General features: G+C 65.1%; 9 protein-coding genes. 6 read left to right on the forward strand and 3 right to left on the reverse strand.

The features are described 5' to 3' along the window. Positions 1–29: 29 nt before the first annotated feature. A complete protein-coding gene (locus AC5O77_RS12440; RefSeq protein ID WP_478057064.1) occupies positions 30–512 on the reverse strand; it encodes a LuxR family transcriptional regulator in 483 nt (160 codons plus the stop codon). A 190-nt stretch (positions 513–702) separates the two neighbouring features. Here AC5O77_RS12440 and AC5O77_RS12445 point away from each other — a divergent pair, with 190 nt between their 5' ends. From AC5O77_RS12445 to AC5O77_RS12460, 4 genes are all read left to right on the forward strand, one after another. Beyond that, a complete protein-coding gene (locus AC5O77_RS12445; protein ID WP_478057065.1) occupies positions 703–1,932 on the forward strand; it encodes an MFS transporter in 1,230 nt (409 codons plus the stop codon). Continuing rightward, a complete protein-coding gene (locus tag AC5O77_RS12450; RefSeq protein WP_121503749.1) occupies positions 1,929–3,086 on the forward strand; it encodes an ROK family protein in 1,158 nt (385 codons plus the stop codon). Before AC5O77_RS12445 ends, AC5O77_RS12450 begins: the two co-directional genes overlap by 4 nt. Positions 3,087–3,172: 86 nt before the next feature. Further along, positions 3,173–5,668 (forward strand): TonB-dependent receptor, encoded by a 2,496-nt coding sequence (locus AC5O77_RS12455; protein WP_478057066.1) that lies wholly within the window; start codon positions 3,173–3,175, stop codon positions 5,666–5,668. After that, on the forward strand, positions 5,668–6,774 hold the full coding sequence (locus tag AC5O77_RS12460; RefSeq protein WP_478057067.1) for a YdcF family protein: 1,107 nt from the start codon (positions 5,668–5,670) through the stop codon (positions 6,772–6,774). The genes AC5O77_RS12455 and AC5O77_RS12460 overlap by 1 nt, the downstream gene beginning before the upstream one ends. 17 nt (positions 6,775–6,791) lie before the next feature. On the opposite strand, the gene fauA is transcribed toward AC5O77_RS12460, so the two are convergent. Together fauA and AC5O77_RS12470 are read right to left on the reverse strand one after the other, a co-directional pair. Beyond that, complete coding sequence (fauA, locus tag AC5O77_RS12465; RefSeq protein ID WP_478057068.1) at positions 6,792–8,963, reverse strand: TonB-dependent alcaligin siderophore receptor FauA; 2,172 nt, start codon at positions 8,961–8,963, stop codon at positions 6,792–6,794. 111 nt (positions 8,964–9,074) lie between these two features. Next, entirely contained in the window at positions 9,075–10,013 is a 939-nt protein-coding gene (locus tag AC5O77_RS12470) for a helix-turn-helix transcriptional regulator (RefSeq protein WP_049422688.1), read from the reverse strand. Between the two features lie 139 nt (positions 10,014–10,152). Between AC5O77_RS12470 and AC5O77_RS12475 the strand changes: the two genes are divergently transcribed. Both AC5O77_RS12475 and AC5O77_RS12480 read left to right on the forward strand, forming a co-directional pair. Continuing rightward, complete coding sequence (locus AC5O77_RS12475) at positions 10,153–12,483, forward strand: TonB-dependent receptor (protein WP_478057069.1); 2,331 nt, start codon at positions 10,153–10,155, stop codon at positions 12,481–12,483. Positions 12,484–12,604: 121 nt separating this feature from the next. Continuing rightward, positions 12,605–13,066, forward strand: a complete 462-nt coding sequence (locus tag AC5O77_RS12480) for a DUF4189 domain-containing protein (RefSeq protein WP_132809787.1) — start codon at positions 12,605–12,607, stop codon at positions 13,064–13,066. The last annotated feature ends 66 nt before the right edge of the window (positions 13,067–13,132 follow it).

A 13,132-nucleotide genomic window follows, 5' to 3' on the forward strand; every position in this document is an offset into this window, starting at 1 on the left:
GTTCTGCGGGCGTGGTGCCGGCGACAACGCTAGGGCATTCGCTTGAACAGATTGGTCTGCAGGATCGGCGTACCGTCGTGGCCGTAGAACGCCTTGGTCTCGGTCATCGTCGAGCGGTCGGCCGCGACGGTATAGATACGGGTGGAGGCCGGCGTGCCGTGGTCCACCAGCTGCATCACCAGGGTGTTCGGCGCTGGCAGTTTCAGGTTGGCCTTGTCTGCGCCATAGGTGCCGGACAAGGGCCCCGGCGTGCCGTCCAGCGCCAGCGTGCCGTCGGATTTCATGGTCTTGCCGTCGTGCAGGACGATGTCCACATGTGAACTCCAACGCCCCGCACCGGCGTCCTTGAACTCCAGCACCACCTGCTTCGGGCGCTGCGCCTCGGGCAACGCAGACGTAGCGATATCCAGCGACCAGCGCCCCAGCAGCGGTGACGGCGCCCCCTCCTCTGCCAGCGCCGTAACGGCGGGGAGTGAAAGCGCAGACAACAACACAGCGGACAACAGCTTCATACGTGGCTCCGTTCCGGTGAAGAAGACTCTGCGTGAGGCGTTGTGGGGCGCAGCAGGGGGAATGCTGCGCGCCTGCGGCCTGTGGTGCAAGCCACTCGCTGAATGGCCGACCACGCGCGATGTCAGGCTGCTGTCACACAGGGGTAGTAGAACGATGCCGGATCTCCGGCAATCCTTCCCATACACGGCGTTGAACGCGCAGCCCTCGCCACGGCACCTCTATGCCGCCGGCCACTTCGCCCGCACTCTGGTCTGGTCGTTCGTGGACTTGGCACTCGGCTTCTACCTGCACGCGCGGCTGGGACTGTCGGCTGCCCACACCGGCCAGCTGCTGGCGATCTCCCTGGCCTACAGCAGCGTTCTCGACCTGCTGCTGGCCGCCGTATTCACCCGCCTTCGCAACCAGCAGCGCCTCGCCTTGCGCCTGCAGCTGGTCGGCGGCCTCGGTACCGCGGCCAGCGCCTGCCTGCTGTTCAGCCCCAGCACCGCGACCGAGCCCGCCTTCCTGCCGCTGCTGGCCGCCTCGCTCTTGTTCCGTACCTGCTACGCGGTTTACGACGTGGCCCAGAATGCATTGACTTCGCTGTTGCCCCGCGACGAGAACGAGGCCATGCGCTACGTTTCCGCTCGCGCGGTAGTGGTACCGATCTCCAAGCTGTGCATCGCTGCAGCACTGTTCGGCGTGGTCGGTGCACCTGAATCTGCAGGCAGTGGCAGCGCACTGCTGATCTGCATGATCATCGGCATCCTGATCGCGGCCGCCGCGCTTCCCCTGGCCTGCGTCGCCACGCCCGCACAGCCCGCCACAACCAGCAGGCCCGTTGCCGGCGCCCTGCCGCTGCCGGCACTGCTGCCGGTTCTGCTGGCCGCAGCGGCAGAGACGGCGCTGGTGGGCCTGGCCGGGCGTCTGTTTCCCTTTGCCGACCAGGGCGCAGCGCTGACCTTCGCCATGGTCGCGGGCATGGTGGTCGCGCCTTGGCTCCATCTGCGCCTGCGCCCCCCGCTGTGCAGCGAGACAGGCCTGATCGCGCTGATGTCGGTGCTGGTCATCGCTGCCGTCTGCGTTTACCAGGCCAAGCCCTCCCTGCCTGTAGCGATTGCGTGTGCCGCTGTCCATGGGGCGGCGGTAGCCAGTGTCGGCCTGGTGCTGTGGCGGCGCACCGCGCTGATCGCCCGTCGCCATGCCGCCCGCAGCGGGCGCGAGGATGACCTTAGCTGTTTTGCGCTGCTCACTGGAACCATGAAACTGTCCATTGCCGCCTCCTCATTGCTGCTGGGCCAGCTGCTGCCCGGCATACAGGCCGGTGATCCGGGCACCTCTGCCGTACTGGTCTCGCTGGTTGCCGTCGGCAGTCTGCTGTCGCTGGCCGCATTGGCCTGGCCGGTCGTGCTTCCGCATACCGAGGGCCTGCACCCATGAACCTGGCTCCTGCATCGCGGCTGCGCCGCAAACCGCTGATCGCGCTGGATGCCGACCACAAGCGCATCATCTGGCTGTTGCGCACGATGGGCGCTGTTCCCCGCATCACCATTGCCCACCAGCTGGGCATGCACAACGGTGCATTGACCCGCCTGGCGCGTGAACTGTTGATGCTGGAGGTGATCGAGGAACAGGGACAACTGTCCGATGGCCAACGGGGGCGTCCATCGGTGCCACTGGCACTGTCCGGGCGGGGGGGCTATGCCGCCGGTGCCACGGTGCACCCCGGTTGGCTGGAGATCGCGCTGGTGGATTTTGCCGGCCAGGTCATCGCCCACGATGCAACCGCATTCGACAGCGCGGATCCACACGACTTCGTGCACGCGGTGGACCAGCGCCTGCGCAGCCTCACCAGCCGCACCGGGCTCATGCGCGCCCGTTTCCTCGGCCTCGGCGTGGCGGTCCCCGGGCCCGTGGTCGAAACCGGTCCGGCACGCCGGCACGCGGTGGACTGGCTGCATGGCTGGCGCGATATCGACAACGACCAGTTCTTCGAAGACTACTTCGGCTTCCCGGTCTGGGTGGAGAACGATGCAACCTTGGCGGCGCTGGCGGAATACTACGACAGCGGACTGATCCGCGACTGCGCGTCGGCGCTGTTGCTGTATGTCGGCCACGGCGTGGGCGGTGGCGTGATCCATCGACGTGATGTGATGCGCGGTGAGTTCGGCAATGCCGGCGATATCGGTCGCCTGTTCCGGATGGACGCACCGCGTCCCTCGGGCATCGACCTGCTGGCCACGTTGCGCGACGCCGGCGCCGGCATTCCTTCACTGTTCGAACTGGAGGCCTGCCTGCACACCCATGCCGGCATCATCAATGCCTGGGCAGAACGTGCGGGCAACCAGCTGGGCGTGGCGGCCAATACCGGTGTGGCATGGCTCGATCCTGGCGCCGTGATCCTGTCCGGCTCACTGCCAAGGCAGGTACTGGAAGTGTTGGGGCAACACCTGCAGCAACCGGCACGCTGGAGCAGTGCGCTGGACAGCCTGCGCCTGCCGCAGGTGCATGTGTCGCGGCTGGGAGGATCTGCGGTATCGGTGGGCGCGGCGCTGCTGCCGATCCATCAGCTGGGCGCCGACGCCCTCGCTTAATTGTTTATTTCCGCCGAAGTAAACAATTCCGTCATCGCCCGGACCTACCGTGCAGCGGTCCCCCTTCCCTGCATGGCCGCCCTCCGATGAACATCAGCCCTCTGGTCCTGGGCATCTCCCTGGCCCTGATCACCCTGCACGGCAGTGCGTCTGCGCAGGACGCCCCCGTCCAGAACAAGGACAGTGCCGACGCTGCAACGCTGGATGCGGTGGTGGTTACCGGTGCGGCACGCACCCAGCGTCGCTTCGATGCGTCCTTCGCGGTCAATTCACTCAGCCGCGAAGACGTGCAGAAACTCGCACCGAAAAGCTATGCCGACCTGCTCGGCTCAGTACCCGGCATCCATGTCGAGGCCACCGGTGGTGAAGTACAGAACATCACCCGGCTGCGTGGCATTCCCACTGACCGCGGCTTCATTGCCTTCCAGCAGGAGGGCCTGCCGCTCTACCAGGAGCTGGACGGCCACTTCTTCAATTCCGGCGACGGCATGAACCGGTTCGACGTGATGAACCAGCGGGTAGAGATCGTACGTGGTGGCCCCGCACCGATCTATGCGAGCAGCGGTGGTGCCATCGTCAACAACATCCTGGCCGAGGGTTCCGAAGACACCCACGGCAAGGCGCAGCTGACCATCGGCGATACCGGCCTGTACCGCGGTGAGATGTACCAGTCGGGCGCGCTGGGCAAGGACACCTTCTATGCGGTCGGTGGATTCCTGCGTCAGCACGATGGCTACCGCGACAACGGCTTCCCCAATGACAAGGGCGGGCAGATCAGGGGCAACATCAAGCACTACTTCGACGACACCAGCTGGTTCAAGGTCAGCGGAACCTTCGTTGACGACCACAATACGTTCTACCTGCCGATCCCGGTCGCCGACCCTCGCAATCCCAGCGTCCCGCTGGATCCCTACATCGACTACTTCGACGGCACCCTGAACTCGCCCTCGCTGCGCAGTGTCAACCTGAAGTACCTCGATGGCGGCGGTGTCCTGCAGGGCATGAACCGCGATCTGGCCGATGGCCGCCACATGCGCTTCGGCAACATCGGCTTCCAATACGAGAACACCGCCACCGACTGGACCCTGTCGCTGAAATCCGGCTACACCAAGGGCCGCAATACCTTCGACGCGCTGTACTCGACCACCAATCCGGTCGACGCACGCAGCTTCGCCAACGGCTATCTGGGCGCGGCCCGTACCGCCTTCGGTGCCGGTGTCGCGCGGATGGGCTACGCGCTGGCCGGCAGCAACGGCGCCACTGCCTACGATCCCTACGCCGACTCCGGCCTAGTGATCTCGGCCCAGTACCGTGCTGCTGATTCGGACTTCTACTCCGGTCAGGCCGATTTCAGTGCGACGCGGCTGTTTGAAACGGCCTGGGGCAGCCACGATCTGAACATCGGCGCGTACACCGCCTTCTTCGGCACCACGTCCTTCAGCCTGTACCAGGACATGCTGATGGAGATGCGCGGCAAGCCACGCCTGCTTGATCTGGTGGCCTACGGTAACGATGGCGCCCCACTGGGCTATGTCACCGACAAGGGCACGCTGCGTTACACCACCACCCTCAATCGCGGCAAGGTCGATGCCCGCATGTTCGCGGTGTATGCCAATGACACCTGGGCACTGACGGACCGTTTGAAGCTTGATGCCGGCATCCGCCATGAGCGCTACCGCTACGAGGGCTATGCCGAGCAGACCGCCCAGGTCGACCTCGGCGACCGCAACACACTGGCCGACAACACCACGCGCCGGTTCACCGGCGTCGTCCAGAACCATCGCCTGAACCCGACCGCCACCAACTGGACGGTCGGTGCCAACTACGATTTCACTGCCACCGTAGGCGCCTATGCCCGCGTGTCGCACATGGAGATCGTTCCCAATTCGTCGGTGGCGCGCTCGATCGACCCCACCATCGTGCAGACCCAGCTGGACCAGTACGAGCTGGGCTTGAAGGCCGGGTTCGGCCGGTCCTATCTCTACCTGACCGCGTTCTACACCAAGTTCGATCCACTCAATGCGTCCTTCGTCGCCTTCAATCCGACGACCGGCCGCAATGACCAGTCGGTGCCCTTCATCGGCACCGCCGTCTCCAAGGGCATCGAGCTGGATGGCATGTTCCGGCCGCTGGACTGGTTCAGCATCGCCGGCTCGATCACGGTCAGCGATCCGCAGTACGACAGCCTGCAGAACGATTCCGGCGCCGATCCGGCCGCGGTCAACGGCAAGCAGATCGTCCGCGAACCCAAGCTCTACGGCAGCCTGCGGCCGACCTTCAGTTTCCAGTACGGCCAGGACCAGTTCGAGACCTGGCTGCGCTATGACGTGGTCGGCAAGTCATATGTCGATCTGTTCAACCAGACCGCGTTGCCTGCCTACCAGACCCTGGGGCTGGGCGTTTCATGGAAGCGCGGCAACTGGGGCGCACAGCTGGTGGGCGACAACCTGACCAATGAAAAGGGGCTCACCGAGGGCAACACCCGCACCGACGCCCTGGCCGGACAGGGTTCGGCCGAGGCAATCTATGGACGGCCGCTGTTCGGCCGCAACGTCCGCCTGATGGTCAGCAGGAGCTGGTGATGCACCGACGATTGAGCTTGTCCCTCGCCCTGCTGGCCACGGCTGTGCTGCCGCTTGCGGCAGCCGCCGATGACCGCGACAGCGCCGCCCTCGCCTCGCGCTTGTTTCCGACCCTCGCGCAGCTGAAGCACGATACGTTGCCCGATCGTGCGCGCGCCGCCCTGGCCGAACGCATGCAGCAGCTGGCGGCCTGCCGGACCACTGCCTGCACACTCGAGGCGGCACACTGGACGCCGGCGCAGGCAGGCCTGCTGACCACCGCGGTTCCGGCGCGCGCCGATGCCATCGAAAGAGAGCTTGCGGGCCTCAACAACATCCTCTCCGTCTACGGCCACGGCCAGCCGCCCCGCTACGACGCCATCGACGGCCCGGTCGGTGCGGCGGGCAGCACGCGACTGGCCGGCGATGTTGCCATTGCCATGCAGATGAGCGAAGTGGACGCCGGCGCGGCCTACACCGCATTCGATCGCAGCATCGCCGTGGCGGTGGGCCTGCTTGATGCCAATGGCCGCCTCGATGCGATCCGCTTCGAGCCCATCAACGCGGGAATGAACGCCGCGCCATTCGCGCGCGCGCGGCAGTTCGATTGGAATGCGCATCCGTACACAGCGATCATCGTGCTGGGCCAGGGACCGGACGAGCTGACCACCCCACTCAGCGCTGGCAGCAAGCTGCGCCTGAAAGCCGCTGCGCAGCGCTATGCGGCGGGCGATGCACATTTCATCATCGTCTCCGGTGGCGCCGTGCATCCACGCGGCACCCGAAGCGTCGAAGCGGTGCAGATGCGCGAAGCGCTGATCGCGCGCTTCGGCATTCCCGCAGATGCGATCATCATCGAACCGTATGCCCGCCACACCACCACCAACCTGCGCAATGCAGCCCGCCTGCTGGCGGCCCTGCAGGCACCGCCGCGGCAACCGGCACTGGTGGTCAGCAGTCCGTCGCATATCGATTCGGTCGCCAGCAGCGGGTTCAGTGACCGCAACCGCCGTGAGCTGGGCTACGTTCCCGGCAAGGTCGGTTCACGCATTTCACCGTACGCGATCACCTTCGTGCCAGCGCCCGAATCACTTCGCATCGACCCGATGGATCCACTGGATCCCTGAACCTCGCCACTGCCGCCTCAATAGCCGACCTTCAGCGTGAACATCACGTTTCGCGGCGCGCCGTACCAGCCCTGGTTGTAGAAGCCGATCTGCGAGTAGTAGTGGCGGTCGAACAGGTTGTTGATGTTGACTGCGGCCGACACATTGGAACTGAACTGATAGCGCGCCATCAGGTTCACCAGCGCGTAGCCGGGCTGCTCCACCGGCACACGGCGATTCCCTGGCGCGGTGGCGGTCTGGTACATGCGGTTCTGCCAGTCAACGCCACCGCCGATCGTCAGCCGGTCCCAGGCACCCGGCAGCCGCCAGGTAGTGAACAGCTTGAACAGGCTGCGCGGCTTGGCGGTGTTGATCGCCCGTCCCTGTGCATCCTGCGCGATGAAGGTGGTGAAGCTGGTACCCAGGCTCCAGCCCGGTAGCGGCTCGCCGGCCAGCTCCAGTTCCAGGCCATCCACGGTTGCGCCCTTCACCGCACGGTAGGCCGCCTGCGTGCTGCCCTCGACCAGACCACCAGTGGCCTCGGCCAGGTTGTCCTGCTGGGTGCGGAACAGCGCCGCCGACGCATTCAAGCGCTCCTGCAGCCAGCTGCCCTTGAGGCCCAGCTCATAGCTGCGGCCACTGACCGGATCGAGGATCTGCCCGGATTCGTTGCGGTTGTTCTGCGGCTTGAAGATGCCGGTGTAGCTGGCGTACACGCTGCTGTAGCCGTTGAAATCCCAGACCACGCCGGCATACGGTACGAACTCGTTGCGGTAGCGGTACTTCCGCTTGGTGCCAAAGTAGACCTGGTCGGTCTCCCAGTTGCTCATGCGGCCACCGACGATCACGTGCAGCGGATCGGCCAGCGACAGCCGCGCCACCGCGTAGGCACCGCTCTGATGGTTGTCCAGATCGTCGGCCTGGGTCTTGCTGCTGGCCCACGTCGGCTCCGGCGTGCCCGGCCCGTGCCAGTCCAGATAGCTGGCCAGCGGCGGCAGCGGCGCCAGCGCGCGGTACTGCCCCAGCGCGATTTCATCGCGTGAGCGCGACCAGCCGATGGACGCAGTGTGCTGGCGGCCGAACAGCTGGAACGGACCGGTCAGGCTGGCGCTGATCGCTTCGCGGCGCACCGGACCGTCGTAGCGGGTGAAGCTGTTGCCATTGGTCATGGCGCCAGTGACCGGGTCGGGGTAGCCACCGCGATAGAGATGCTTCATTTCCATGTCGGTATGCGAGCGGCTGTAGGACACGCGCGCCTGCCAGTCGTTGCCGAAACGATGGTTGAAGTCGAAGAAGCCATTGCGGGTGTCGGTGGTCATCCGTGCCCACGGCGCGGTGGCTGATACCGAGCGGTCGAAACGGGTGCGCGTGCCATCGGCGTTGAACAGCGCGAAGCCGCTGCCGAAGCCACGGTTGTCGTTGCCCTGGTAGGAGATGCCGGCGATCAACCCGGTGTCCTCGCCCAAGTCCACGCTGACCACGCCGTAGAGCGTCTTCGCCGTACTGTCCAGGCCAGCGGTGTAGCTGTCGCCCTCTGCCTGCGCGGCCACCAGGCGACCACGCACACGCCCTTCCCGGCTCAGCGGGCTGGACACATCCGCCCACGCGCGCCGTGCGTCCCAGCTGCCGAGGCTGATGCCACCACTGGCAGCGAACTCGCGCAGCGGGCGCTTGCGCACGTAGTTCACTGCCGCCGAGGGATTGCCGGCGCCGGTCATCAGGCCGTTGGCGCCGCGCACGATCTCGATGCGGTCGTACACCACCATGTCCAGGTTGTTCTCGCCGAAATTCCACGGCGACAGCACCGGCATCACCACGCCATCGAACTGGTAGTTGTCGATGTCGAAGCCGCGTGCGGAGAACGAGTAGCGGTTGGCGTCGCTGCGCGTGACCGAGATGCCAGGTGCGGTCGCCAAGGCATCGGCGGTGCTGAGCAGGCCACGGTCCTCGATCTGCTGGCGGGTGACCACGCTGACGGATTGCGGGGTCTGCCGCGAGGTCAGCGACAGTCCGGTCGCCGTGCCCATCGAGTCGGTGGTGTAGGAACGCGACGTTTCGGTGCTGCCATCGAGGTCGGCCGTGACCTGCACGGTTGGAAGCTGGGAAGGCGTTACGGACGGAGTGCGTTCGGCGGCGTGGGCAGCGTTGAACAGCGCCAGGGTCGTGCCGATGGCGCTAGCCAGGGCACACGGGCGGAAACAGGCAGGCATGGGAGATCCAGCGGGAAGGAAAGGCTGGATGAGAATTATTGTCATTTGAGCGTGAGCGCACGTATGCGCGGATGCAGCAGGCGTATGCGCACTGCCGACGGTGGTCCGGACTCAGCGAAGCTCGCTGGGCGCGATGCCGTAGCGCGCGCGGAATGCGGTCGCGAAATTGGTGGCGTGCCGGTAGCCGACGAAGTGTGCGGCCTGCTGCACGCTGCAGCCCTGCCGCAGCTGCTCGCAGGCCAACTGCAGGCGCCGCTCGCGCAGCCAGGCGAACACCGAACACCGGTGCACCTGCTGGAACTTCAGCCGCAGGCTGCTCGGGCTCATGCAGGCCAGGCGCGCCAGATCCTCCAGGCTGTGGTCAGCCGCAGGTGATGCCTGCAGGCAGTCGATCACCCGTTGCAGCATGCGGCGATCACGTGCTGAAACACGCTGGTCCGGCGATGCCTCCTGGGCAGGCGCACCCAACGCCATCGCCAGCATCTGCAGGCCCACACCCTCGCACAGCAGCGCATGCATTGCGCCCTGCCAGGTCCCCGACAGCAACTGTTCGGCGGCATGTTCAAGATGCGCGGGTACCTGCCAGCTGTGCAGCCGCCGGCGACCATGGCGATGCGCCTGCAACAGCAGTTCGCTGATCACCGGATCATCCATCTCGGCCGGTGCATCCAGCGAGACATTCAGACTGCGCATCCGTTGACCGGCCGGATGAATCGCAGTCATCGGCGTGGCATCGGCCAACACCATCGCGCCGGCGCCGCGGTTCATGCCGATCACAGCCTGCCCTTCCAGGCGTGCTCCGGCACGACCTTCCAGCATCACGATCGCAGCGAACGGCGGGGGTGCCTCCGAAGTCGCCTCGAACGGCTGATGCGCGACCACGTCCGACAGCGCCAGGCTGATGCCAGGGCGCAAGCAGCGCTGTTCCACCCTGCCCTCGACCACGCACAGCGCACCCGAATCCGCGGCGGACGCAAGTGCGGGCAGCCGATAGCGGAAGCCGCTGCTGCGGCCCAGGCGGTCCAGGTCGGCGAGGGTGAGGCTGTGCATGGTGCGCCCGTGAAAAATCACCCGCCATTCTCATATGAGAACCGTTCTCATATCCAGCCCTGGTGGCAAGGCCCAATCCGCCCTTGTCGATACAAAGAGTTACGTTATAACATTTCACATCAACTTCACGGATCGTGTCATGCGCCGCCATCTCCTTGCTGCAGCCATTCTGTTCGCCGTCCACACCGCCCAGGCCGCGGACGAACCCACCCTCCCCACCCTCCAGGTCCAGGCCTCCCAGCCCTCGCGCATCGACAGCCGGGTCACCGTCGACAATCCGCAGGCGCAGAACCGCACCCTCGGCGGCCTGCTCGAACACGTCTCCGGTGTGCAGAGCAGCGCCTTCGGGCCAAACGCGGGCGCTCCGGTCATCCGCAGCCTCAGCGGCAACCGTGTGCAGATCCTGCAGGACGGCCAATCGATTCTGGGCATGAACGCGATCAGCGGTGACATCAACATCCCGTTCGATCCGCTGTTCGTACGCAGCGTCACCGTCAACAAGTCCTCCGACACCGTGCGCTATGGGGGCAATGCGATCGGCGGCAGCGTGGAGATCGACTCGGGCCTGATCTCGCGCAGCATGGAAGACAAGGATCAGTCGATGGAACTGGTCCTGCGCAAGGGCTTCAACGCGGCCGACGCGCAGGGCTTCCGCATGAACTTCAACAACCAGCGCAACATCTCCACCAATCTGCAGGTGTCGCGGCAACGCATCTCGCACTACGACATCCCCGGCAACAGCAAGGCCAGCGTCTGCAACACCGGGCTGTTCCCGGCCGGCGGGGGCGTCAACTCGGCACTGGCCGACGCCTGCCAGAAAGAGGCGCGCGTCCAGCAGCTCTACAACAAGGCCTCGCAGCCGTACATCGACCAGTTCATGACCGAGAACCCGGACTGGGCCGATGGTGATTTCTCGTTCTACACCAACAATCCGACCTCGGTCTGGCAGCGCCGCACCTACATCAATCCGGTCAACCCGACCTACGTGCCCGGTACGCCGTCGTATGTGCAGAAGCAGATCAACAACGATGTGACGCCCAACTACCATCGCCGACTGGGCAACAGCTATGCGCGCAACAGTCAGGTGGCCTTCGGCTCGACCCTGTTCTTCGACCGTGGCTACGTGGGTGTCAGCATTGATGCCAAGGACAGCGAGTACGGCGTTCCAGGCTTCTCGATGCAGAACCTGTCGTTCGGTTCCAACTATGCCGATGGCCTGCCGGTGGGCGTGGTGATCAAGCAACAGCGCTACGCGCTGGAAGCCCTGCTGCGTGATCCACTGCCGTGGTTCGAGCGCGCGGAACTCCGTGTTTCCAAGCTGGACAACACCTCAGGCGAGCGGCTGGGCGCCACCAAGGCCAACGACTACGATTTCGAGAGCACCCAGGCCGAGCTGCTGCTCAGCCATCAACGCATCGGCCCTCTCAGCGGCCTGCTCGGTTTCAGCCATCAGTCGCGTGATGTCACCGGCAGCGGCTCGCAGCGCTACCTGCCGGACGTGGACACGCGCAGCAATGCGGTGTTCCTGAAGGAGACGCTGGACTTCGGCTGGGCCACCTTCGATGCAGGCATGCGCCACGAGCGTGTGGATCACGAATTGCAGCCCAGCCGCTTCAAGACCGCGCGCAATGCCGCCAACACCAAACTGCAGGACCGCGACTACCGGCTCAACAGCTACAGCCTGGGTTCGTATGTCGAGCTGGGGCCGATGTTCGCGGCCAAGGTTCGCTACTCGTCTTCGCAGCGCGCACCGGAGATCAACGAACTGTATGCGAGCAACGCTCACTATTCGGTGATGACCCAGGAAGAAGGCAACCAGAATCTGGAGCCGGAACGCGCGAAGAGCCTGGAGCTGACCGGCCTGTTCCATCTCGGCGGTTTCGAGCTGTCCGCCACCGCGTACCGGATGCAGTACGAGAACTACCTCTACCTCGGCTACTCCGGCCTGCAGACCGCCAACCGCCTGCCACTGAAGTACTGGAAGCAGACCGACACCACGGTGAAGGGCTTCGAGATCGATGCTTCGCAGGCATTGGACCTGGGCCGCTTCGGCACGTTGAATGTCTCCGCCTTCGCCGACCTGGTGAAGAACAAGGCCGACCGCCCCGATTCGCTGCGTGCCCACAACGACGGCGAGTACCTGCCGAACATGCCGACCAACCGCTACGGCGCCAACCTGCAGTGGCAGCGCGAGGGCTGGAAGGCGCAGTTGTCCAGCACCTACTACGACAGGCAGAAGTACCTCGGCCGCAACGTCAGCGAGGAGGTGCCACTGGATGCGTTCAACCTGGTCGACCTGCAGGTCAGCCGCGAACTGCCGGTACGCAACAGCTACATCGCCGGCGTGGAGGTGTTCGTCAACGGCAGCAACCTGCTCAATGAAGAAGCACGGCCGCACAACTCGCCGTTGAAGTACATCGCACCGTTGCCCGGGCGTGGCTTCCAGGTGGGTGTGACGGTGAAGCTCTGACAACCGGATGCATCGGTACACGCCTGCAGGCAGACGGCCTGCAGGCGTCGTCCATCGCACCCCCTGCGTGGTTGCACCACGCTCCCCGGTTGATTCACCATCGGCAGAGAAGGAGAGCGTGATGAACTGGAAGCATGCGGTTTCACTGGCACTGTTGTTGTCCGTTTCATCAGGCGCAAGTGCTGCGTCTGCGATCACCTACGACAAGGATGGCCGCTACGGCTATTCGATGAACCAATCTTCCCTCACCACTGCGATGCAGCAGTCGCTGCACTACTGCGCAGCGCGATCGCGCAATTGCGGTCAGTCCGCCAGCACCAGCAGCGAAGGCTATTCGGCCATAGCGACCGGCACGATTGCGTTGGGCTTTGCACTGGGTGAGAAGACCGCGGACGCCGCGCAGCGGAAGGCCGAAAGAATGTGCAGGGAACGTGCCAACGACTGCACGCTTGCCTTGCTGTGGCGGGAAACCCCAACTCGCTATCTTGAACCGCCACAGCTGCCCGGTGCGCCCGCTCCGGCACCAGCGGCGACGCCCGCGCCCATGCCAACGCCTGCCATCCGTACCGATCAGCCAGGATAGTCAGCTCCACGCCGGCTGTACTTTCGAGTGTCGGATAAAGAAAAACGCCTACAGATCGAGGATCTG

The organism is Stenotrophomonas sp. INTA L402-1 (assembly GCF_059295135.1).

What these genes read in the sequence shown, in the direction of transcription:
- AC5O77_RS12440 (WP_478057064.1), bottom strand. Translation starts at nt 512, where the DNA reads ATGAAGCTGTTGTCCGCTGTGTTGTTGTCTGCGCTTTCACTCCCCGCC.
- AC5O77_RS12450 (WP_121503749.1), top strand. Translation starts at nt 1,929, where the DNA reads ATGAACCTGGCTCCTGCATCGCGGCTGCGCCGCAAACCGCTGATCGCG.
- AC5O77_RS12455 (WP_478057066.1), top strand. Translation starts at nt 3,173, where the DNA reads ATGAACATCAGCCCTCTGGTCCTGGGCATCTCCCTGGCCCTGATCACC.
- AC5O77_RS12460 (WP_478057067.1), top strand. Translation starts at nt 5,668, where the DNA reads ATGCACCGACGATTGAGCTTGTCCCTCGCCCTGCTGGCCACGGCTGTG.
- fauA (WP_478057068.1), bottom strand. Translation starts at nt 8,963, where the DNA reads ATGCCTGCCTGTTTCCGCCCGTGTGCCCTGGCTAGCGCCATCGGCACG.
- AC5O77_RS12470 (WP_049422688.1), bottom strand. Translation starts at nt 10,013, where the DNA reads ATGCACAGCCTCACCCTCGCCGACCTGGACCGCCTGGGCCGCAGCAGC.
- AC5O77_RS12475 (WP_478057069.1), top strand. Translation starts at nt 10,153, where the DNA reads ATGCGCCGCCATCTCCTTGCTGCAGCCATTCTGTTCGCCGTCCACACC.
- AC5O77_RS12480 (WP_132809787.1), top strand. Translation starts at nt 12,605, where the DNA reads ATGAACTGGAAGCATGCGGTTTCACTGGCACTGTTGTTGTCCGTTTCA.